Origin of the sequence: Priestia sp. BR_2 (genome assembly GCF_041954005.1) — a bacterium.
GTDB lineage: Bacteria > Bacillota > Bacilli > Paenibacillales > Paenibacillaceae > Paenibacillus_AQ > Paenibacillus_AQ lautus_A.
This window is the reverse complement of record NZ_JAVFHM010000321.1, coordinates 1-2,080: the sequence shown is the minus strand read 5'-3', so window position 1 is coordinate 2,080 and position 2,080 is coordinate 1. Positions and strand designations below refer to the sequence as shown.

1 protein-coding gene is annotated in these 2,080 nt (G+C 37.1%); it reads left to right on the top strand.

Translation table 11 applies throughout. The annotated features are described in order from the left end of the window. Positions 1 to 273 precede the first annotated feature (273 nt). Positions 274 to 1,851 (top strand): FAD-dependent oxidoreductase, encoded by a 1,578-nt coding sequence (locus RB298_RS28065; RefSeq protein WP_486049645.1) that lies wholly within the window; start codon positions 274 to 276, stop codon positions 1,849 to 1,851. Positions 1,852 to 2,080: the final 229 nt, after the last annotated feature.

Below are 2,080 nucleotides of genomic sequence, written 5' to 3'. Positions count from 1 at the left end.
ATATATGATTGATAATGAAATGTATCATGCCTATGATATTGAAGAGCAAGTAAATCACGATTTAAAAAAAGCAGATGAAGCGTTAGAATTAGCAAAAGGTTAAAATCAACATTCGTAGATATATATTTTCTATAAAAAAGAGAGAGTCTAATTCAAATAGACTCTCTCTTTTTTTATCTATTAGCGAAGACTGTATTTTCATGTAAGTATGAACTCTCAATAAATGGAAAACCTAATAACGCTATTATCAAAATATTGAGTGGAGGTCTTGATGTGACTCATAATGAACGCAAGGGAGAACAGCTTCCGCAGGCGCCTGAACCATACTGGAGAGATTTTATTGATTTGCTGGAGTTTCGCGGTCTAGATAATGACATGGATGTAGATGTTGTGATTGTAGGCGGAGGGATTACAGGTCTTACTTCTGCTTATCTTTTGGTCAATGAAGGTCTAAAGGTTGCAGTTTTAGAAGCAGGAAAACTATTGAATGGCACAACGGGGCATACAACAGCAAAAGTTACTGCCCAGCACGATTTGATCTACGATGAGTTTATTCGGAATTTTGGAAGAAGTAAGGCAAGATTATACTATGAAGCTAATGCAGATGCCTTAAACTTTATTAAGAAAATAGTTGAAGAACATCAAATTGATTGCGATTTTATCATGCAAGATGCTTACATATATGCTACTACTGATGAGTATGCTCTAAAACTTGAAAAAGAGGCAGAAGCTTATAAAGAACTTAATATTAATGGTGAATTGGTTGATCATATTCCTTTTAACATAGAAATTAAAAAAGCCCTTGTGATGAAAGACCAAGCACAGTTCCATCCCATTAAATATCTAGTTCACCTCGTTCAAGCTATTAAACAAAAAGGCGGACTTATTTTTGAACATACAACGGCAGTGAATATTGAATCTGGAGATAAGCAAACAGTTCTTACACGAGAAGGGATGCGTGTTACAGGAAGCTACGTTCTTTCTTGCTCGCATTTTCCTTTCTATGAAGGGCTGGGCCTTTACTCTGCCAGAATGCACGCTGACCGCTCATATATCCTCGCTGTTAAAGCCAAAGAAGCTTATCCAGGTGGAATGTATATTAGCGCCGATCAACCGACACGTTCCCTGCGTTCTGCAGTCATTAACGGTGAGGAAATGGTTCTTGTAGCGGGAGAAAGCCACCAAACAGGCCAAGGAAAAGATACAATGGAACATTATAAAGCGTTAAAGAATTTTGGTAAACAAGTTTTCGATATAAAAAATATTGTGTATCGCTGGTCAGCACAAGATTTAGTCACGCTTGATAAACTTCCTTATATCGGAGAACTCACTTCTGGTCAACCTAACATACTAGTCGCTACTGGTTATAGAAAATGGGGAATGACAAATGGAACAGCAGCAGCACTCTTATTCAGAGATATAATTCTAGGCAAAGAGAACGCTTATCAACATTTATATTCGCCATCGCGTTTTTACGCAAACCCCAGCTTGAAAAATTTCTTAGTAGAAAATGCTGATGTCGTAAGCCATCTCATCAAAGGTAAGCTTGAAATCTCTGATGTAAGAGCTGAAGATCTATCTAATGATGAAGGGGCGGTAATTACGGTTCAAGGCCATCGAAAGGGAGCCTATAAAGATCAAGAAGGAAAACTCCACATTGTAGATACAACCTGTACTCACATTGGCTGCGAAGTCGAATGGAACAGCGGAGAACGTTCTTGGGATTGCCCTTGCCATGGATCTAGATTTTCTTATACAGGAGAAGTTATAGAAGGTCCAGCTGAAAAGCCCCTACAGAAATATGATTACACAATGCTCGATAACCTTACATCAGAGGATTCCGGCTACTAAAAATCCTTCTTCCTTTATGAAGATGATTTAAATCGACAAGCTAGTATCATGAACCCTCAGTTGGATTTGAAACCTCTCACTGCAGGGTTCTTTTTTTACTGTTTTACTAAATGCATGATACTGATGAACTATAATTTCGTGTATGTAAATCTCCAATAATTTAACTTCTTACATAATAAATATCACATGCTCTATTTGTATCTTCTATAAAATTTAGTTAACATAATAT